Origin of the sequence: Methanobrevibacter curvatus (assembly GCF_001639295.1) — an archaeon.
GTDB lineage: Archaea > Methanobacteriota > Methanobacteria > Methanobacteriales > Methanobacteriaceae > Methanoflexus > Methanoflexus curvatus.
Genome location: NZ_LWMV01000167.1, coordinates 1 through 21,587, shown reverse-complemented (window position 1 = coordinate 21,587; position 21,587 = coordinate 1). Strand labels below are relative to the sequence as shown.

The following is a 21,587-nucleotide window of genomic DNA, read 5'->3' as shown; positions in this document are numbered from 1 at the left end:
ATATATCAAGTATATTTTTCTAATTTTTTTAAAAAAAACATAAGATATATTTTTTTATATCTTTATTTCTTTTTTTATATTTTTATAAATTTTTTTTTCAAAAATAAGATTTATTTATATAGTTTGATTCAAATAGTCAAGATTACAATAGGAAAGAGGAATATATTTTTTAATTTTCATCTTATCTATTCTAAAATACCTCTTCCTATTGCTTTTTATGAATTATTATTTGAATAGTTATTTATTATTTTATTTATTATTTAATATTTCATTTAATACTTCTTTTAACCACATTTAAATAAATTTAGTTCTATAAAAACATTTTAAAAACAGTTTTTTAAGAAAAATTATTTCAGGTGGGCTTTAATGTCAAACAAAAAGGAAATTATATTTAACAATCAAAAATTCAAAATTACTGAAGAAACACTTTTTAAAAAAGAATTTAGAGAAATTTTAATTAAGTTAAATAAAAAAATAGAAAATGATGAAGTTTATGAAAAATTTTTAATTAAAAGCATTAAAATATTCTACAATGAAGAAAAAATTTCAAACAATAGAAACAAGGACTTTAATTTTTCCAAAAAAGAAGTTGAAGATGAAATGGACTTTATTGGAAAAAAACTGGAAAAAGAAAGAAAAATCTTAATGGCTAATGGAAAAACTGAAGAAGAAGCCATTGAAGTTCAACTAAATAGAATTTGCAGTGAAAACTTAAGAATGAGTTAACTATTTTAAAAAGCTTTCAATTAAATTTCGTGTTTCATTTAATGATTCAATTGGGAAACCTTTTGGAATTTGACCAAGTTCGCCTTGAACATCTTTTAAAATTCCTTCACCTGAACCAAGGAACATTCCTTCACTTACAATTCCTTGAAAACTTACTGGTGGAAGCATTGATATCCCAACACGATTTCCTTCTTTTACATCTAAATCATTGGTCACAACTTTTATGGCTTGATTATTAATATTTATATTTGTAATTAAAAGATTATCAGCATTAGGATGTTTAGTTGTACTCATAACTTCTCCCACAATAATATCTATTCCTATTATAGGGTCATTTATAGGTCCATGAGCCAATCTATCTTTTAATCCTAAAAGTGTTCTAAGGAAGAACTTTACTTTAGCAACGGATTCTTCTGTTTTTTCCTTATCTTCTTTTTTAGCTTCTCTTAAAAAGATATGATACCAGTCCTCTCCACCAAGGTATCTTATTAATTCATGAGCTTTAGATATTATCTCTTCAACATCTTTTGAATTTGCCATGTCTTTTGGTTCCATATATGAATATAAAAGAGTTTGAAAATCAGTATTTAAGTTTCTAGCTATTTCTCGAGCCATTTTTTTATTCCAACGTCCTCTAAAACTACCACTTTCAATAGTTCTTTCAAATAAATCCTTTGATTTTTGAGCAATTAATAATCTATAATCTTTATTAGAATCCCACATTTTATAACCTTTTTTAATTATTCATTGTTTATTTTTTTCGTATTGATATTTTTTAATTATTATTTATTTTTTTAATTATTAATCATTAATATTTTATATTTTTACTTACTAATCATTTTTTTTTTTTTTTTTTTTTTTTTTTTTTTAATTATTAGTTATTAAATATTTTATTTTTTCTATTTTTTACATATCAATATTTTTTCATAAATTTAACTCTAATGATTTATTTTATTTTAAATTCAAAAGTCTCCTATTCATCAAGGATTTCTATTATTTTCTCTTGAACTTTTAGGAATTCTTCACTTTCTCTTTTTCTTGGTCTTTCGAGAGTGTTCTTATAAATTTTTTTTATATAACCTGGATTTTTACCCATTAAAATAATATGGTCAGCTAAAAACACTGCTTCATCAACATCATGTGTTACAAATAGGATTGTGTTGTTTGACTTTTTCCAAATTCTAATTAGCTCCTCTTGCAGTTTATGTCTGTTTTGCATGTCTATGGCTGAAAATGGTTCATCCATCAATAATCGTTTAGATTTATTTACTAAAGATCTTACAATAGCTACTCTTTGTTTCATTCCTCCAGAAAGTTCGTGAGGATAGAGATTTTCTGTATCTTCTAAACCAACAGCTTTTAAATATGTCTTTGCTCGGTATATATTTTTTTCTTTTGCTGAACCACCTATTTCTAAACCAAACATTACATTGTCTAAGACATTTAGCCATGGAAATAATGAATATTGTTGAAATATAAATCCTCTTTCTCTTGAAGGTCCAGTTATAATGCTTCCATCTTCATAAATTTCTCCTTTATCTGGAATTTCAAGACCTCCTACTAATCTTAAAAGGGTGGTCTTTCCACAGCCTGATGGACCAAGGATACAGATAAAATCTCCAGTTTCTATATTTAAGTTGATATTTGAAAGAGCAGTTATCTCTTTGTCATGAGTTTTAAATGATTTGTAGATATTTTTAATTTCTATTGACAAAACTCTCACCAATCCTTACCAAAATACTTTTCCCTCAATTTTTCTAAAAATAAAATCAAACATTAATCCAATAATTCCAATTGTAACCATTCCAATAACTGTTGCACCTGTATCAAAGAGATTACTTGCATTTATAATTAAATGACCAAGTCCACTGTCTGATGCAATCATTTCAGCAGATACTGTACACATTAAACCAATACCAACAGCCACCTTAAGACCAGATACAATGGTAGGAATGGCTGCAGGGAAAATAATTCTTGTTAATATTTGAAACCTATTTGCACCTAAAGTTTCTCCTGCTTCAATTAAAACTTTATCTGTTCTTTTTACTCCGTCTAATGTGTAAATAAGTATTGGGAAAACTGACCCCATAAAAATTATGAAAATGGCTGGAGCTGTTCCTATTCCAAACCATAAAATAGAAAATGGAATCCACGCCACAGGAGGAATAGGCCTTAAAACACCTACAATTATTTTACTCATTTCTTCAAGTCTAGATGATGAGCCCAAAAGAATTCCAAGAGGAATAGCTACTATAGATGCAGTTAAAAGACCTAAAAGAACTTTAAATAAAGTATCTATTGTATCCCTTAGTAATCTACCAGAGAAAATCAATTCTTCACCAGAGTCAAAGACAGTTAGGGGATCTGGAACCACAAAAGTTGGAACTAATTTTAAAATGCTTGTTCCAATTATCCAAACCACAATTATGATTATGGGAATGATTAGTGGAAGAAATTTATTTTTAATTTTCATTTAACCACAAAAAGATTTTTTAATAGAAATTATTATTTCGATTTGAATATGAAAATTTTTAATCATGTATAATTACTCTAAATTTTTATTTAAACTTAAATAAAGCACCATTAACTTAAATACTAAATTAAATACTGAATCAAATACTTGTTTAAATTAGTTTTAAAAATTTAATAAATTTAATAAATTTAACAAATTTAACAAATTTAAAATTTTAAATATTTTTAACAAAAAAAGCATAGTTACATTATGATACAATATATAACTTTTATTTTATAAATATCTTTTTTTTAATATGGTCATTAAATAAGTGTTTTATTTTTTTTATTTTTTAGTTTTTCATTTTTTTTATATAATTAAAGATGTCTCATGATTGTTTTTACTAAAGTCATAATTTAGTTTAATTCAGATTTAAAGATTTAATATTAAGTAAAATTTAAATTATAAAATTATCAAAAAATAGCTTTACAGAATACAATGAAACTAGTAACTATGAAGTATTTAATTCTTTTTTAAAAAGAGTTGATTTCCTCAAATCTCTAAAATTTTTAATCATGAGACATCTTCAATTTTTTAGTAAAAGAATGAAGAATTATTCAAAATTTAAGATGCACATTTTTGATAGGGTATTTAACATTATTTTAATATTACTTTAACATTATTTAGCATTATTTTAAATACTTAGATGAAAAATGAATTAAATTTCAATATAACTTTTTATTTATAATTTAAATCGTAAAGTTTAAAAATAATGATTATTAACTGCTATATGCACTAAATAAAATTCAAAAAAAGTTAAAAATCTATTAAGAAAATTCAATTGAATAAAATCTTTGGACATCAGCAAGAAGTGGATGTTTTAAAATAATTGTTTAAGTGGTTCTATAGAATATAAAAATGTTTAATTGGTGATGAGTATATTTATGCAGAAAAAAGTTTAAATGTAACGATAATAGCTGTTGGAAGAGGATAAAATCTATTATAAAATTTAGGCAAAGAAAATATTAAATGTGTTATTGTAGATGCTCATAAATAAAATATTAATATATTAAAGTACATTAAACAACTTTTACAACATTGCTAAAAATTAAGGTGGGTTCTTTTCATATTTCGGAACTTAAAACATTAAAAAAGATTGAGATAAATTTGAACATTTTGAAAATTATTTATATAATGAAGTAATATATTAAAGTATGAGTTAACTTTAAAACATACTTTATTTAGGATTGTTATAAAATGAATGATTTGCTTTTTAAAATTGAAGATTTTGGACCTATACATAAGCTTAATATGAATTTAAGCAAGATAAATGTCATTGCAGGTATCAATGGAAGTGGTAAAAGTACTGCTAGTAAAATTTTATATTCATTTTTAATTTCTATTTCTCCAGAGGGAATTAATTTTTATAATGATAATTTAACTGACTATTATCGTAACATTCGATCACATCTTTGGAGATTTGATGAAAATAAACAGTATTCTGAATTACAGGATATCTTAAGAAAAACATTTGATAAAATTGAAATAGATGATGAGGAAAGTTCTAAGAGCATTTTTAAAAAATTATTAGAAGTTAATAGTGAAGAAATTAAGTCTGAAAATTTTGAAAATTTGATAAAATCTTCTGAAAAATATTTTGAGCTAAAAAAGAGTCCAGCAAAAAGAAGATCTGAAATATTTAAACAGATGATTTCTTTAGAATTTGAAGACAATACAAGTTTTAGAAATTATCACTCAAAGCTTAATTTATCTACTAATGACAATAGCTTAGACTTTTCTGTTAATTTTCCTTTTGAAGAATCATCCATTACATTTCATAAAGAAAAATTTTCAATTAATGATGTATTTTATATTGAAACACCATACATTTTTGATTTGGAAAATAAAAGAGCTGTAGGACTTAAAAAATATAATACAAACCAAAATTGGTTGTACCATCAAAAGTCTTTATTAAATCGATTATATTCTACTATTGATCATCAAGAATTTGATGCAATGCAAACAAAATTACTTAGCCCAGGTGAACATATGGAATTAATTGATAAAATGATAGATGGTGGATTTGATATTAACAAAATATCAAAACAAATTACCTACAAAACATCAGACGGAGAATATCTAATCAGAAATACTGCATCAGGGATTAAAACCATAGGAATTCTAAAAACATTGTTAAATAGTAAAATAGACACTAATAGTTTCCTAATATTAGATGAACCAGAAGTTCATTTACACCCTGAATGGCAGTTAGAGATTGCAAAGATTATCGTTTTATTAGCTAGAGATAAAAAGATTCACTTTTATATTAATTCACATAGTCCTCAATTTATTGAAGCTATTGAAGTATTTTCTGAATATTATGGAATAGCAGATGAAACTAATTTTTATTTATCAACTCTTGATGAAAATGTTAATAAATATGTTTTTAATAATGTTGAACGCCAAGAGATTAGTACAATATATAAGAATTTAGGAAATCCTTATAATATCCTTAATGAATTTCGTGGCAAAAATTTATCTAAACACATGTAATTAGGGGGATTATTATTAATCAAGACCTTTTTAAAAAGTTCATAAAATCATATCATAATAATAAAAAGATTTATAAAGAAATAACTACCCTTTCGAAGTCTAAAGAAACCAATCCTAGATCGGTTGTTAATTCTAAAGTTAAATTATATTCTGGAGATAAATTTAGCAAAAAAGTTCATAAAAAATTAAAGGGAAAAAATAGTTCGCATTGCCAACATAGTAGTGTAGATGGTATTTTTTATTTTTATTCTAAAAACAAGTTAAAGTTAATTTTCGTTGAATTTAAACACATAAAATATGATGGAGAAAGATACGAAGAAAAAATTAAAATTTTTCAACAAGAACTTAAAATTAAATCTTTTGAAACTGTATACTGCATACTACCTCATATGATAGATGATTATTGCGAAAAAGAAAATTTACTCAATGATGAATCAGATCAGATGAAATCTTTCCTATATAATTGTACTAAATATTATTATTGTGTGATTAAAGACTCTTTTTCACCTAACAATTCTAATGTATTTAATATGATTTCACAAGATTTAGTTGATATGAATCGATTAGAAAAATACCCTTTTGAAAATGCAAAAGTTATTTCTCCAGAGACATTTAAAATCATAGTTTCTGAAAAATTAAATTAATAGTACTATTCCATTTATTTAATTTATGAGAATTTAATTTTGGGATAAATTTATATCATTATGTTTAAAAATACGGTTATATAATTTTATAAGTTTAAATTAAGGGTCAATTAAGTTTAAATATTTAAATATGATGAAATATATTATTATTTGGTGATTACAATGAATATTCCACTAAATTCCGATTTAAATGATCCATATTGGAATTCACTTTCCAAAGTAGTTAAACTTATCGATTTTAAACAATTTCAACAGGAATTAACTAAGAAATAAGTTAAACAATATTAAATGACATCATGTCATGCTAAAAATAGTTGTATTATCTTTATTTTTCAAATTATTCCTGTTAAATGTTTTTAATCAAGTAAAAAGCTCTGATAAGCTTAAAATTTTTATCGTGATTGTTTTAAAAATTTTAGAATGTAAAACCTAAGTAAATTTACAACACATATAAACGAATAAAAAAATACTTAAATATTTAGTCAATAGGCACTTCTTTTATTTTACATTTAACATGAGTAATAAAGCCATTGTCTATATATTCATCTTTTAGTGCGATTGTCATTAATTTAACTTCATTGTCGTATGCCCACCAGCATTTTTTCCTTTCAATTTGTTTAAATCCTTCTTTGATTAAGGTTTCTATCTTTTTATTTTGGTCTTCTGTGTATTTCATTTCTACAATCATTGTTATCTCTTTTTCAAAGTTTTCAAGCACAAAATCAATTCTTCCATCTTCCATTGGGGTCTCTTGTGAGATTTCAAATCCAAGAGTTCTTGCCCAGGTTGTAAAAATAAGAGAATAAAATTTCCATTTTTCTGTATTGTCCTTACTGAGTCTAATGTAATATGGTAGTCCTCCTATGTATGCCCTGAATTTTTTAGATAGATTTTCACAATTATTCTCTATTAAATCTTTCCAAATATCTTCTTGGAATTTTTTAATCCTGTATTCAATTTTGTCAATGTATAAATCCATAAGATTATCTTTAAATGCAGTTTCAACTTCAAAATTTGGTATTTTAAGAATATAATGAATTGATTTGTTTTTAATCAGTGTTTCAGATATGGTTAAATATCCTGATTGGAAGAGTAAAGCAGTTTCATTGATTTTTTTTGGATTTATTGAATCTAATTCTGTTTCTTTAATAAGAATTGGTTTAAAAAAGTCAATGGAAGTTTTTCTGTTTTTAAAAATTTCAGTTAAAAAACTTGGTGTTCCACTTCTAAACCAATAGCTAGAGACTCTATTTTGTTTAAATGCTGTAATTGTAGAGAAAGGATTAAAAACTTTGCTTTCTCCATCCCAACTGTAACCATCGTAATAAAAATTAATTCTATCTAAAGCTTCTTTGTAAGAAATAGCTAATTCTCTAGACAATGCTTGTATTTGGTCTTTATAGTAGAATTCTAATTCTTTATGGGTTATACCGCAGATAGTTGAGTATTTTGGATCCAGTGTGATTTCTAATAGGTTATTTAATTTAGAAAATATTGAAGTCTTTGCAAACTTGGTTATTCCAGTTATAAATACAAATCTAAGATGTTTTTCACTGTTTTTTAATACATTGTAGAAATTTTGTAGAAATCTACGATTATCATCAGCTATTTCAGCATTGTTTATATTATCAAGTATTGGTGCATCATACTCATCAATTAAAACTACAACTCTTTTGTTTGTAATTTCATGTATTTCTTCGATTAAGTTGGAAAAATTAGAAGGCACAGGTAATTTTTCATTTAATTTTATATTATATTCTTTGGCAAATTTATTAATATAATCTGCAAGCGTTAGTTCTAACAGCTCTCTATTTTCACTTACTAGTTTGCTCATGTCTAAATGTATTACAGGGTAGTTTTCATTCCAATCCCATTTGTCATAGATGTAGAGACTTTCAAATAATTTTTTATTTCCTTTAAAGAAGTTTTTTAATGTTGATAGGAATAATGTCTTTCCAAATCTTCTTGGTCGTGATAAAAAATAGTATGTTCCTTTTTCATCCATCATTTGTTTTATAAATTTAGTTTTATCAACATAAATCTTGTTTTGATTTATTAAATCCTCAAAAACACTTACATCAAAAGACAATCGTCCAATGTTGTTTGTTTCCATTTTATAATCCTCTTTTAATTATATATCATTTATATTTTTATTAACATTCTATTTCAAAATATTTTCTTAGATTTTTTGAATGCATTTTTACAGAAATACTATATTAAGTATTTTTAGTACTTTAATTTGATAAATATTATTTATTGTTAATAATAGAATCTAAAAAGCTAAATTTGTAAATTTTTTTTCATTATTATTACTGTTATTATTTTATTATTTTATTATTATTATTTTATTATTATTATTATTATTATTATTTTATTATTATGTTGTTTATTAATAAATATTTAATAATTTGTTGTTTATTGTATTTATTTTTTTTTATTTAAAATTTCAAAGATGTGTCAAAAAACTTTGGTAGTTCTTTTTTTTAGATTTTAAGTTATTATAAGCTATTGAGAGTTTAAATGCTTGAAACAAGTTTTCAAAATAAACTTTAGAACAAACTTTTAGAAAAAGTTTGATCAAAAGCTATTAGAAAATAAAACATTTTATTTTAAAAGAAATACACTTATTAATTTTAAAATATTTAATTCTCAAAATTTTCAATAAATATTCATATGGCGAATTTTTATTGAGTTTTGAAAACTTTAGAAGGTAAAATCACCATAAATCACACACACCATTTGTAATAATTTTTAGACATAATTTTTTTTTAATATTCTTAACAATTTTATCTTATCGTCAAGTATTTTATTCTTTTTCAGTTAATTTTACTTTACTCTTTATTTTAAGTATTTTTCAAGTTTTTATATCTGGGGGGGGGGGTGATTCATTTTTTTTATTTTTCACATGTTTTCTAATGGTTTTATTTTTTGATTAAACTTATATATGTTGATTTATATATGAAATAAATACCTATAACTCATTTTTACAAAATTACACATATCATTTAATTATTTTAATATGTGTAGTTGAGTTTTGGAAAAACTAATAATCTTATATTCTTCTTTAAAATAAACTTAGGAATGATTTAAATGTTAATAATTAAATATAAAGAAAAAGTCTTAATTTGCCTTTTAATAGGAATAATAGCTATTTTAGCAATAAGTGCAATATCTCCAGCCAATGCAACAACTACAACAATAGACAATACTACTACTGGTGGTTTAAAAACAGCTATTGACAACTCAAGCAGTGAAGATACAATAATACTTAAAAATGGTATTTACTATGGTAAGAACAACAGTGGAATAACAATTAACCACAATTTAAAAATTGTAGGACAATCTAAAGATAAAGTTATCCTTGATGCTCAAAAAGAAAATAGATTTTTCACTATATCTTCAGGAGTTAATGTTACATTAGTGAACTTAACTTTCAAAAATGGTAATGGTAGTGGTGGTGGTGCTATTTCTAATAATGGTAACCTTATTGTTAGTGATTCTATTTTTATTAATAATTCTTGTTTGCGATGGGCTACTATGACAGTACTTTTATTCTCTGGTAGTGGTGGTGCTGTTTATAATGGTGGTAGTTTTAGTGTGAGTGGTTCTATTTTTATTAATAATTCTGCAAATAGTGGTGGTGCTATTTATAATGATGGTAATTTTAGTGTAATTGGTTCTACTTTCATTAATAATGGATATTATTCTCATTTATTCTCTGGTAGTGGTGGTGCTATTTCTAATATGGGGAATATGAGTGTAAATGCTTCTAATTTTATTAATAATTCTCCTTCTACAAATCGTCATGGTGTTATTTATAATATTGGTTGTTTTAGTATAAGTGACTCTATTTTTACTGGGACCCATACTGTTGTAACAGATTGCACTAATATTTATAATAATGGTAGTTTTAGTCTAAGTGGTGGCTCTATTCTAAGTGGTTTTATTTCTATTACTAAATATAATATTTCTACTAAGGAATTTAGTTCTACTATGGAATTAACTAATTCATATATTATTAATCATGGTAATTTTATTGTAAATGGTTCTACTTTTAATAGTTCGCATATTACTTCTGGTGGCAGTTTCAGTGTTAGTGGTTCTACTTTTACTCTGGCTAGAATTAATAATGGTGGTAATTTTAGTGCTAGTGGTTCTACTTTTACTAATAGTACTGGAGTTTATAATAATGGTGGTAATTTTAGTGTTAGTGGCTCTATTTTTACTAATGGCGCTGAAGTTAATAATGGTGGTAATTTTAGTGTTAGTGGTTCTATTTTTACTAATGCTGCTATCCTTAATGGATATGCTGGTAATTTTAGTGTTAGTGGTTCTACTTTTACTCTGGCTAGAATTATTAATGGTGGTAATTTTAGTGTTAGTGGTTCTATTTTTACTATTAATTCTAGTGTTGAGAATTATGGCAATTTTAATGTTAACAGTTCTAATTTTACTAATAATTCTAAAAAAAATAATAACGGTGGTGCTATCATTAATATGAATGGTGGCAATTTTAGTGTAAGTAACTCCATTTTTACTAATAATCAGGCTTTTGTTAATGGGAGTAGGTATTATAATTATGGTTATGGAGGGGCTATTTATAATATTGGTAATTTTAATGTAGTTGATTGCACTTTTAATAAGAATAAAGCAGATAATTATGGTGGAGCAATATACAATAGTGGTCGCTTGAACATTAGAAGTTCTGATTTTACAGACAATAAATGTGTGCAAAGAGGAAAAGCTATTTATTCTACTAACAATTTCACTCAAAAAGAATGTCGATTTATTAATAATGATTATGTTATTAATAATACTGCTAATGTTAAAGCTAAAGTTACTGCCAACTACAAGACTGGGACATATAAAAAGGATATTAAAGTTGTTTTAACTGCAAGTAAGGGAACAATATACTATAAAATAGGAAATGGAAATTATAAAAAGTATACAACACCTATAACAATTACTAAAACCTCTAAAATCAGCTTTTATGCAACACATTATGAGGGTAATTCTGATATATCTACATATACATATATAGTTAAAAAACCTAAAATTACCTATTCTTTTAAAGATTCATCTTCTGGTCGTAAGATAGTAAGAACATTTACAATAAAAAATAAAGCACTGCTAAAGGTTCTCTATCTATACCTTTAAAGATTTCTTCTTCTCTCAAGTATATTAAAACAGTTGTGCCTAGAAATGCTTACTATAACTATAATAAAGCTCGTAATACTTTAACTCTTGGTGTTAAGAATTTAGGAGTAGGTAAATCTACTACTATAAAAGTCACATTTACAAAGAAAAAATAAGGGATAGTTGTTTTTTTATATTTTAATTTTTTTTATTTTTTTAATAAATTTTTTTATATACGAGGATGAGACACGATTATTTTTCAAGAAGAATTTGATTTGCTCAAATTTGAGTTAATAATCTAATTTTTATTTAAATTTAAAATTTAAATTTAATACTTATTATTTTATTAATTAAAACTAAAATTCAGAGATATAATAAATTTAAAATATTTTAATAGAACTTTAAAATAGATAAAATTTAAAAAAATATTTTGTGACCTATACTCATATCTTGCAATTTTTTTCTTCAATGTTTTAATAAAAGAATTAGAGTTATCCAGAAAACTAAAATAACACATTTTTTAAAGATAAAATAAAGGAAAACCTACCAAAAACTGAAATACAAATAATATTGAAAATAATTTTTCAATTTTATAACAAAAAAGCCCAATTTTGTGCTGAAAAAACAATGGCAAAACAAAATATTAAAAGTTATTGTATTTCTCTTAAATCAAGGAAAATTATATTAATCATTAAAATCATAATAAGTTATAATTAAATTAATTTTTTAAAACATTTAATTTTAATTAAATATTCAATTTTAATTCAGTATTTAATTTCTAACTCGATTAGTAATGGTTATTATGAAAGATCTGCCTTTGGATATTGGAACATTTTCTAATTTAATTGAAAATGATTACATATATGTTGATAAAACAAAATTTATCCATGAAATATATAAGCCAGGTAAAAAGTTTTTTCTATCACGCCCACGTCGTTTTGGTAAATCACTTTTTGTCAGCACTTTAAAAGAGCTTTTTAGGGGTAATAAAAAACTTTTTAAAGGATTATATATCTATGACAAATGGGATTGGGAAGAAACATATCCTGTAATACATTTAGATTTAAATGTGGATGGTACTAGCTCTGATGAACTAGAAAACTCTTTAAATGATTTAATTGAAAGAATAGCAAGAAATTTTTCAGTCGAACTTTATGGCTCTAATTTAAAAAGTAGATTTACAAATTTAATCATAGAAATTCATAATAAATATAATAAAAAGCTTGTAGTTTTAATTGATGAGTATGATAAACCAATAATTGATAATATTACAAATTATAATTTAGCAGAAGCCAACAGAGAAACTTTAAACAATTTTTATGGTATTTTAAAGTCTAGTGAGGAATTTATTCAGTTTATTTTTATAACTGGTGTCACCAAACTTTCTAAAACATCTATTTTTTCTGGTCTTAACAATGTTACTGATATTACACTGGATTATCCATGTATTTGTGGTTATACTCAGAAAGAATTAGAATACTATTTTAAAGACCATATAAGTAAATTTAGTGTGGACAACAATGTTTCTAACTCTGATTTATTATCTTTAATTAAAGAATGGTACAATGGTTATTCTTGGGATGGGAAAAATAAAGTTTATAATCCTTATTCCATATTATCCTTATTTTTCAAGGGTCAATTTAACAACTATTGGTTTGAAAGTGGAACACCTTCTTTTTTAATAGATTTTATAAGAAATAACAACAATATAAATAACAACAATTTAAGCAACAACAATATAAATACACTATTTAATTCAAATAAAACTATTCGTGGGGCATTTCCTAATTTTCGTTTGAAAAAGCTTAATTTCACAACATTATTGCTACAAACAGGTTATTTAACTATTAAAGAAGCAGATATTGTTGTAGGTGAGCTTCCTCTATATAAATTAGCCATTCCAAACAAAGAAGTTAATGATTCTTTATTTGCTTCGATAATTACAGAATATACTAACGATGATAGTGAAGATGTTGTTTTATTGTCTAAAAAAATTCTAGATGAAATTATTAAAAAGGACAATAGTGGATTACAAAATTCATTTAATAATTTAATTAGCAGTATTCCATCTTTATTATATGGCAATATTAAAAAAAGAGATTTGATTGAGTCTTTTTATCATGGTATGCTACTTTCATGGTTTAAACTAATGGGATTTTTCATAGAAGGAGAAGTTTTAACTTCCACAGGTAGACTTGACGCAGTTCTTAAAAAAAGAGACCTTGTAGTTATTATTGAAATTAAATATGGTTTAACAGAATCTTTAGATAAAATGGTAAACAAAGCAGTTTCCCAAATCAAGGATGAGAAATACTATTTGCAATATACAGATTACAATGTTGTTTTACTTGGTGTTGCATTTGGAGATCGTGAAGTTAAATCTCATGTTGAGCCATTAAATATTTAATGTGCTGTAATTACTGATTAGTAAAAATAATTGAGAGAATGAGAGAATAGAATAATATTTATAATATTATAGATGAAAACAAGAATTAAAAAGAAAAAAAGAAGAATTAATAGCTATTTTAACAGCTATTAAAAAATAAAAAACTTAAATATTTTTAAATATCTTAATATTTTCAAATATCTTAAATATCTTTAAATATTTGTTCTTTTGTTAAAGCAGTTTTAATTAAACCAAGTTCTACTTCAATGTCTTGGAATTTCATAACACTGTCTTTGTATGAATCATCTAATCCAGAAGTAAATTGAACATTTTTCATTGCAACTTTTTCTACATCAACATTAAATAAGTCTTTAGGTAAACTTTCTGCTGCTTTTTCTGGGTTTGCATTGATTTCATCAGTAGTTTCTTTATGGATATTTAAAATTTTCTTTAATGCATCAACATGATCCTTAATAAAGTCTTCTCTTGCAACAATTACACAACATGGGTGTCCAGGTAAAATATCGTGAGATGAAGCTATTTCTACACCAATACCTTCTTCAACAGGTTGGGTAACATAAGGTTCATAGGCAACAATAGCATCTAACTTATTGGTTCTAATTGCATCAACCAATTGAGCAACTTTCATATCAGAAACTTTTACATCATCAATACTAATTCCAGCATTTTTAAGTGCATACATTAATAGCATATATTGAATAGAGCTTACTCCAGGAGTTGCTACTTGTTTGCCTTTTAAATCAGAAACAGATTTAACATTAGAGCTATTTGGAACAACAATTCCACTGCCTTCATTTTGAACAGAGGAAACAACTTTAACAGGTACATTTTTAGAAATAGAAGAAAGTACAGGAGTAATTCCAACAAAACCAACATCAATGTCTCCACTTGCCATAGCAGCCATTAGATCTCCACCATTGTTAAATTGCTTAAGTTCAACTTTCAATCCTTCTTTTTCATATTTTCCTTGAGCTTCAGCAATTAAAGCAGAAGCATCATGGTCAGAAGGAAGATAACCAATATTTATTGTTCCATCATCAGATGAAGAGCCAAAACCAATGTAAGCTCCAGCAGCAACGATTATTATTACAACAACAGCTATTAGAGCAATATATTTTTTATCCATTTAAATCACCATTTAATCAAATAATTATAGATTTTATTGCTTTATATTTAAATTATATTCTAAAACAAATGAAAATTATTTTATATTTATAATATTCAATTTATTTTTAACATTCAATTTATTTATAAATTCATTATAAATTCATTTATTCATTTTTCAATTTATTTATTATTCAAAATTTAAAATATTTAATAATTCATTAATTGCAAAATGAATGAATAAAATATGATTTATTGTTTATTTATAATTTTCTAAAAGAATCTAAAATAAAGATATTTTTTTGAAAAAATAGATTGATTAAAAAATAGATTGATTAAATATTAATGTAGTTGTTTATAAAAAAAGATAAAAATATTTATTTATTTTATTATTACTCATAAAAATATATGTAAAGAATATACGATAAAAAGAGAAATGTTTTGAACACAATAAGAATAAATGAAGCAATAAATTAGTAGAATTAAATAATAAAAAATTAAATCAAGTAATAAATAATAAAAGTGATATAAGAATAGTTATAAAAATAAGTAATAGAAGATTAAATAAAGTAAATATAACAAAATAAATATAAATCAATAAATTTAAAATATAAAATTTAAATATATTAAAATAAAATATAAAGTAATAAAAAGTAAAAGAAAAGGTTATAATAACTCTTTTCTTAAGTCAATAGTGTCTTTTAAATCTGGACCAGTAGAGATTATTGTAACAGGAACATTTGTTGCATCTTCTATTTCAGAAACAAACTGTTTGATTTCACCAGAAAGTGATGAGTAATCTTGAGTTCTCTCACAAGCAGGATATAATTTATCAACACAGGTTAAAGCTATTTGAGTGGCACCATTAATCATACAAGACTCTTTAGCTAAGTCCATATCAAAAAGTCCAATTCTTCTTCTTCTGCCTGTTACTGTACCAAACTCTTCTAAGCCCAATTCACCTGCTTTTTCTTGATCGATTTCTGTTTCAAATGGACCTTCACCAACACGGCTAATATATGATTTAAAGACTACAATAACATCATCAATTTTAGTAGGACCTACACCAACGTCTGCTGCAAAAGTACTTGCAGTTGTGTCTTTACTAGTAACAAAAGGGTATGTTCCATAGTACAAAGAAAGACCAAAACCTTGTGATCCTTCAATAAAAACATTTTCCCCATTGTCAATAGCTGTGTTGACTTCAAGGGGAACATCAGTAGTATAATTTTTAAGGTTTTCTAAATCTTTAGCCATTTTGGCAGTTCTTAAAACTCTATCACTGTTTGCAGGTCCACAACCAGTTCCTGTACTTCCTATTTTTTTAAACAAATGGTCAGAACCTTTATCACGACTTATATGTTCATCATTTATCATAGAACATCTGTAGTCCATTAAAGTTCTTCCATCAAGATTGTATTTTCCTAAATAATCTAATTCATCGAAAAATACATCAGGATTAACTAAAACTCCTGCTCCAATTAAGAGTCTGGCAGCAGTGTTAAAGAATCCAGATGGAACAAGCCTTAAACCATATTTTTCACCATTAAATTCAACAGAATGTCCAGCATTAGGACCTACTCCAGCACGAGCAATGATATTAGGATTATCTTCTTTACAAAGATATGTAATACATTTTCCCTTACCTTCATCTCCCCAAGCTCCTCCAACTAAAATACTACAAGTCATTTATTTTAACTCCTGAAATAAAAAACATAGAATTTGAAATGAAATTAAGCAAAGATACTATCTTACCTAATTTGAAAAATATTTAATTTATAATTTTAATCTAATATTTAGCTTTGTAATTTTAATTTAATATTTAATAATTTAATATTTAATATTTAATTTAAAAATATTAATCTATAATAATTTTTTTATAATAATTTAATAATAGGAGATAAAATGAAAATAAGCAAAGGAATTGCTATACTTTTAGTCATTGTAATGATTTTCCTAACAGTAGGTGTTGTATATGCTGATAGTGGAAATGATCTAAATAGCTATGCAAATAGTAAAAATAGTACAAATATCATTATAAATCAAAGTACTTACGAAAATTACTTTGATAACTCTGGAAATATTAAAGGAAATGCCCTTAATTCTGGAGATACTTTAGACATCAAAGGAAAATTAGTCAATAAAAATATAATTATTTCAGTACCTTTAAATGTTGTTAGCTTAGATAGAACTGGAACTTTTTTAAATAGCACTATAAAAATTATTAACACTGGTTCTAAGTCAAATATAAGTGGGTTAAAGTTTGATAACAGTAATGACCATGGTTATGGAATATATATATTTAATTCTAATAACAACATTGTTGAAAATTCACAGTTCACAATGGCAGGTGAAAGTGGATATGCCTTTACTGTAGTTGGTTCAAATTACAATAAAATTAGGAATAATAATATTACAATGTTACTTTCATCCCCTGGGGGTTCTGGTATGGATCCAAGAGCTGCTTCTGGAATTGTTTTAGGTAACTCTAACTACAATATAATAAGTGGAAATATAATAGCTTCAAATGGATCTAATGCTATTTATTTATGTAATTATGGATTTGCAGATTATATGCCAAGTGATGGACCATCTAACTACAACAACATTACAAATAATAGACTTTATGGTGGGGATACCTCTTGGTGTTGGGGAATTAAGGTTATGGGAAATTACAACCTTGTAACAGCCAACAATATTAATGGAGGAGATAGAGGAGTATCCTCTGAAGGGCAATACAATACAATTAAAAATAATGTGGTTAATAAAGCAAAAACTGGAATTGTTGGAGGTCTTTATGATACTATTTCATTTAATACAATAAACAATAAAGTTTCAGCTAACAAGGGTATTGATGCTCAAAGAGGTTCTTCAGTTGAAAATAATACAATAATCACTGAAGATGGATACGGCATACAAGTTTCAAGTGGAAGTGATATTAAAGTAAGTGGAAACAATATAACTACTTCAAAAGGTTCTGGAATTATTGTATATGGTGATTCAAATAACCTTACAATCTCTTCCAATAATATAAGTTCAGTTAATGGAACCTGTATCATACTTCAAAAACAATCCTCTACTAAATATCCTAAAAATATTAGTATAACCAATAACCATCTTAGAACATCTTCTGCTTATGCAATCAATGCTAAAGACAGTGATGAATCATCATTACTATCTGGAAATATCATCTCTAATGGGGCTATTTTACTTCCAGGTGGAGAGGTTCAAATTCCAGATAAAGGATTTGATGGAAATATTTACAACATTACTGAAGCTAACTTCTATAACTACTTTCAAGTAAGCGGTAGTTTAAGAAGTGATGTAATCAATGATGGAGATATTCTAAATCTTAGTGGAAACTTTTACAACAAAAGTATTTATTTACAGAACAAAGTAAAAATAACTGGAAGCTCAGCTTATCTCTACAACTCTTCCATTACAATAACAACGGAAGGAGTGATGGTTGAGAATTTAAATATTATAAGTGATAACAAAATCCCAATTTTGGTCTACAGTACAAGTGGAGCAGTTATTACAAAAAATAACCTAAGTGTTAACCATTCTGTTACTGCATACAGTATTTACATTCTTTATTCTGATAACAACATCATATCAAACAATAACATAGTAGCAAAAGGTGAGCTATTGACCTATGGAATACTTCTATATGGTTCAAATAACAACAGTTTAATTAACAACAAACTTAAGGTTACAGGTACTGGAACATCTTATACCTATGATAGTGAGCAATGTATTGATGGAGAAATCTGCATTGATGGAGAAATTTCTATTAACGGAGCACATGCAGTTCCTGAAATATTTAAAACCTATGGTATCCTTGTTTTGTACTCATCTGATAACAATATTACAAATAACATTGTAGATCTTAATTCAAGTCTTGGTAAAAATGATCCTGAATACAAGAACTCTGGAAACTCAATAGCTGGAATTGACATATACTACGACAGTCACAACAACATCGTTGATGGAAATCAGATCATGATAAAGTCAAATGATAGATACATATATGGATTAGGTGTTTTAGGAGCTCCAACTAATAGTGGAACAAGTAATGCAACCAATAACTCATATAAAAATAATATAGTAAACATAAATGGCCCTTATTTTGGAACTGGTTTTATATCTGGTTTTAGAAGTTTTAATACTACCATCTCTAACAATGAAATATACATAGCCGTCAATGACCTTGCTTATGGGATTACATTAGAAATATCAAATGAAAATAAAATAACTAATAACTTTATTAAAACTTCAGCCATTGTAAACTATGTAATTGAAATATTCCAATCCAATGACAACACAATAATTGGAAATAAGATCCAAGGTACTGGAAATTATAGTTATGGAATAGCTACATACTCTTCATCAAGAAATATAATAAAAGAAAACTCCATAGAAACTATAGGAACAAGTAATTCAAATAACTCCAATGGTTTAAATCATGGTGATTCAATTCCTGCTGGAAATTCAGGTATATTTTTAACTGCTAAATCCAATGATAATCTTATTGAAAATAACAATATTAGTACTACTGGTTTCTATGCCATTGATTCTCCTGTAAATGAGACCACTACCACCATAAAGAACAATGTGTCTAAAAATTATTTAAAATCGTATAATAAAGAAGCAAACAATGCAGTTAATCTTAACTCAAATAATCAAGTAGTAGACAACTACATCCATTACTACAGTGGAAATTTCTCCCTAGCAACTACAAATGTTAATGGAACAGTTGTTTTAAGAGTAAATTTAACAAGTAGAACTGGTAACATTACAACTGGAAATACTCAAGTGAAATTCTATATTTACAATCCAAATACTGGCAAATATGACTACATTGGAGTAAGTTATCCAAATAGTAATAATGGAAATAATGGTAATACTAATGGCAACAACAATGAAATTTCACTTTCTTGGAAAATTTCTCCTTCATTAAATACAGGTATTTATGAACTAATAGCTAATGTTTCAGGTAACAACTTTGCAGACTACACAGTAAGCTCAACACTCACTGTAACTAAGGCTCATCTTAATCTAAATGTTCAAAATATCAACACCACAAGAGATGCAAATACAGTAATATCAGTTCAAGTTCTTGATAACTATGGTCATGTTGTTTCAAATATTGAGATTAGATTCTACTTAGATGGAGCATACAAAGGTAAAAATAATAGTAATTCTCAAGGTTTAGCTATTTTAATATTCAAAATCCCTAAAACTGAGGCATTAGGTAATCATATCTTAAATGCAACTGCAACTGAGTCTAGCAACTACTTCCAAGCTTCATCAAATCTTTCCATCTTAAAGATTAAAGATTCTCCTTCAATTACAATAACTACCACTCCAACAACCTACAGCAAAACAGCTACAATAAAACTTAGCCTTAAAAATGGCAATGGAGTCCCAGTAGCCAATCAAGTGGTTTATATAATCATCCAAGGAAAAACCTACAAAGCTACAAGCAATTCAGCTGGTGTAGCAAGTTTTTCAATTAATAATCTTCCAGTTGGAAAAATCCCAGTTTTAGGGTATTATGAAGGCAACAATGACTTAACAGAAGCTATAACTACTTCATATCAAACTATCAATGGCTTAGCTGATTTGTTAATAACCAACATTAAAAAATCAGGAAACAACTACAAAATAAGCATTAAAAATCAAGGACAATCCCCATCTGCCCAAACTAAACTTAAAGTATGGTATTCAAGTTCCAAGTACAATACAGTCACAATCAAAGCTATTGGAGCAGGTAAATCTTTAACTGTAGCAATCCCATTCTTTAAATACTCCACCCATAGTAAAAAGACTAAGTATGCTCAAATAAACTATGATAAGAAGACATTAGAAAGCAGTTACACAAACAACAAAGTCTCATTTAAAAATATTGATTATCAAAGATATAAATCAGATTTAACAGTACTATCAGTAGTCAAAAGCAATAATAGATACAAAATTACCCTTAAAAATCAAGGAACAGCAACTTCTGGTAATTTTAAAATGAGAGTCACTTACTCACCACAGAAAAAAGCTATTTTTTCAGTTAAATCAATAGCTTCTAAAAAGTCTGTTATTGTATATATAAACTATTACTCATACACAAATAAAAAAATAACAAGAGTAATAGAGCTAAATTACAACAAAGCCATTGTAGAATCAAACTACAACAACAATATTAAAACATTCAAAGTATAAACCTTAGGATGAATTATTCATCCTTTATTTTTATTATTTTTCATTTTTTTATTATTTTTTAATTTATTTTGCTATATTCTCTCTTAAAATCTTTTTTTCTTTAAATTAAAATTCTTATATTTTTATCTTATTTTAAGTTTTACTTTTGCATAATATAACCTTCAGAATAATAGGAGTTTAAATAATTTAAATAGAATGTTACTGTTTCTTAAACTTTTATATTATAAAAATATACAAACATTAATGAAAAAAAAGTAATATTTAGATACTATTAATAAAATTAAAAAATTGAGAAAAATTTATAATATTATCCTAGAAACATTATTAATCAAAAGTTAAAATATAATTT

12 protein-coding genes are annotated in these 21,587 nt (G+C 25.6%); 6 read left to right on the top strand and 6 right to left on the bottom strand.

The window, feature by feature from the left end; translation table 11 throughout:
* Positions 1-366: 366 nt before the first annotated feature.
* A complete protein-coding gene (locus MBCUR_RS05255) occupies positions 367-726 on the top strand; it encodes a hypothetical protein (RefSeq protein ID WP_067091162.1) in 360 nt (119 codons plus the stop codon).
* Here MBCUR_RS05255 and MBCUR_RS05250 read toward each other — a convergent pair whose 3' ends face one another.
* From MBCUR_RS05250 to MBCUR_RS05240, 3 genes are all read right to left on the bottom strand, one after another.
* Positions 727-1,449, bottom strand: a complete 723-nt coding sequence (locus tag MBCUR_RS05250; protein WP_067091159.1) for a tRNA-binding protein — start codon at positions 1,447-1,449, stop codon at positions 727-729.
* A gap of 250 nt (positions 1,450-1,699) precedes the next feature.
* Complete coding sequence (locus MBCUR_RS05245; RefSeq protein WP_067091157.1) at positions 1,700-2,440, bottom strand: ABC transporter ATP-binding protein; 741 nt, start codon at positions 2,438-2,440, stop codon at positions 1,700-1,702.
* 15 nt (positions 2,441-2,455) lie between these two features.
* Positions 2,456-3,199 (bottom strand): ABC transporter permease, encoded by a 744-nt coding sequence (locus MBCUR_RS05240; RefSeq protein WP_084269525.1) that lies wholly within the window; start codon positions 3,197-3,199, stop codon positions 2,456-2,458.
* 1,236 nt (positions 3,200-4,435) lie between these two features.
* On the opposite strand from MBCUR_RS05240, the gene MBCUR_RS05235 reads away from it, so the two are divergent.
* Both MBCUR_RS05235 and MBCUR_RS05230 read left to right on the top strand, forming a co-directional pair.
* Positions 4,436-5,731 carry an AAA family ATPase gene (locus MBCUR_RS05235; protein ID WP_067091155.1) on the top strand — a complete coding sequence of 432 codons (1,296 nt, stop codon included), beginning with the start codon at positions 4,436-4,438 and terminating at the stop codon, positions 5,729-5,731.
* A 389-nt stretch (positions 5,732-6,120) separates the two neighbouring features.
* Complete coding sequence (locus tag MBCUR_RS05230; RefSeq protein ID WP_067091153.1) at positions 6,121-6,375, top strand: hypothetical protein; 255 nt, start codon at positions 6,121-6,123, stop codon at positions 6,373-6,375.
* Between the two features lie 478 nt (positions 6,376-6,853).
* Here the strand turns inward: MBCUR_RS05230 and MBCUR_RS05225 are convergent, their stop codons facing one another.
* The gene (locus MBCUR_RS05225; protein ID WP_067091150.1) at positions 6,854-8,488 is read right to left on the bottom strand and encodes an ATP-binding protein; all 1,635 of its coding nucleotides are present in this window, start codon (positions 8,486-8,488) and stop codon (positions 6,854-6,856) included.
* Positions 8,489-9,465: 977 nt separating this feature from the next.
* Between MBCUR_RS05225 and MBCUR_RS05220 the strand changes: the two genes are divergently transcribed.
* A complete protein-coding gene (locus MBCUR_RS05220) occupies positions 9,466-11,532 on the top strand; it encodes a hypothetical protein (RefSeq protein ID WP_067091148.1) in 2,067 nt (688 codons plus the stop codon).
* A gap of 781 nt (positions 11,533-12,313) precedes the next feature.
* Complete coding sequence (locus tag MBCUR_RS05215) at positions 12,314-13,918, top strand: ATP-binding protein (protein WP_067091145.1); 1,605 nt, start codon at positions 12,314-12,316, stop codon at positions 13,916-13,918.
* A 181-nt stretch (positions 13,919-14,099) separates the two neighbouring features.
* On the opposite strand, the gene MBCUR_RS05210 is transcribed toward MBCUR_RS05215, so the two are convergent.
* Together MBCUR_RS05210 and MBCUR_RS05205 are read right to left on the bottom strand one after the other, a co-directional pair.
* Entirely contained in the window at positions 14,100-15,044 is a 945-nt protein-coding gene (locus MBCUR_RS05210) for an ABC transporter substrate-binding protein (protein WP_067091142.1), read from the bottom strand.
* Positions 15,045-15,688: 644 nt separating this feature from the next.
* Positions 15,689-16,711 (bottom strand): adenylosuccinate synthetase, encoded by a 1,023-nt coding sequence (locus MBCUR_RS05205; protein WP_067091140.1) that lies wholly within the window; start codon positions 16,709-16,711, stop codon positions 15,689-15,691.
* Between the two features lie 216 nt (positions 16,712-16,927).
* Here MBCUR_RS05205 and MBCUR_RS05200 point away from each other — a divergent pair, with 216 nt between their 5' ends.
* Positions 16,928-21,238 (top strand): right-handed parallel beta-helix repeat-containing protein, encoded by a 4,311-nt coding sequence (locus tag MBCUR_RS05200; protein ID WP_067091137.1) that lies wholly within the window; start codon positions 16,928-16,930, stop codon positions 21,236-21,238.
* Positions 21,239-21,587 lie beyond the last annotated feature (349 nt).

What these genes read in the sequence shown, in the direction of transcription:
- MBCUR_RS05235 (WP_067091155.1), top strand. Translation starts at nt 4,436, where the DNA reads ATGAATGATTTGCTTTTTAAAATTGAAGATTTTGGACCTATACATAAG.
- MBCUR_RS05250 (WP_067091159.1), bottom strand. Translation starts at nt 1,449, where the DNA reads ATGTGGGATTCTAATAAAGATTATAGATTATTAATTGCTCAAAAATCA.
- MBCUR_RS05225 (WP_067091150.1), bottom strand. Translation starts at nt 8,488, where the DNA reads ATGGAAACAAACAACATTGGACGATTGTCTTTTGATGTAAGTGTTTTT.
- MBCUR_RS05220 (WP_067091148.1), top strand. Translation starts at nt 9,466, where the DNA reads ATGTTAATAATTAAATATAAAGAAAAAGTCTTAATTTGCCTTTTAATA.
- MBCUR_RS05240 (WP_084269525.1), bottom strand. Translation starts at nt 3,199, where the DNA reads ATGAAAATTAAAAATAAATTTCTTCCACTAATCATTCCCATAATCATA.
- MBCUR_RS05215 (WP_067091145.1), top strand. Translation starts at nt 12,314, where the DNA reads ATGAAAGATCTGCCTTTGGATATTGGAACATTTTCTAATTTAATTGAA.
- MBCUR_RS05230 (WP_067091153.1), top strand. Translation starts at nt 6,121, where the DNA reads ATGATAGATGATTATTGCGAAAAAGAAAATTTACTCAATGATGAATCA.
- MBCUR_RS05200 (WP_067091137.1), top strand. Translation starts at nt 16,928, where the DNA reads ATGAAAATAAGCAAAGGAATTGCTATACTTTTAGTCATTGTAATGATT.
- MBCUR_RS05205 (WP_067091140.1), bottom strand. Translation starts at nt 16,711, where the DNA reads ATGACTTGTAGTATTTTAGTTGGAGGAGCTTGGGGAGATGAAGGTAAG.
- MBCUR_RS05210 (WP_067091142.1), bottom strand. Translation starts at nt 15,044, where the DNA reads ATGGATAAAAAATATATTGCTCTAATAGCTGTTGTTGTAATAATAATC.
- MBCUR_RS05255 (WP_067091162.1), top strand. Translation starts at nt 367, where the DNA reads ATGTCAAACAAAAAGGAAATTATATTTAACAATCAAAAATTCAAAATT.